The sequence below is a fragment of the Pseudomonas sp. SIMBA_067 genome (genome assembly GCF_046534675.1).
GTDB lineage: Bacteria > Pseudomonadota > Gammaproteobacteria > Pseudomonadales > Pseudomonadaceae > Aquipseudomonas > Aquipseudomonas putida.
Map to the genome: position 1 here is coordinate 1 of NZ_JAWRYH010000288.1, position 279 is coordinate 279.

Consider the following 279-nt stretch of genomic DNA (forward strand, 5'->3'; position numbering starts at 1 on the left):
TGTGAAGAAACGCTGCTTACCTGGGGTTACAGCGCCTATGTTGCCGTCACCCAAAAACGGGTGACGCCCGCGGTGGAAGCGGTGGTTGAGGCGAATACGCTGCTATCGGGGCTGGGCTTTGAAAATGGAGGGCTGGCAGCTGCGCACGCTATTCATAATGGTTTCACCGCGATTGATGGTGATATCCACCATCTGACCCATGGCGAGAAAGTCGCCTACGGCACACTGACGCAGATGGTGCTTGAGAAGCGTCCGGATGAGGACATTGCGCGCTATATC

1 protein-coding gene is annotated in these 279 nt (G+C 56.3%); it reads left to right on the forward strand.

Annotated elements, in window-relative coordinates; translation table 11 throughout:
* Window positions 1-279: iron-containing alcohol dehydrogenase (locus SB765_RS29125; protein ID WP_410932418.1), on the forward strand; the 279-nt coding region annotated here is incomplete at both ends.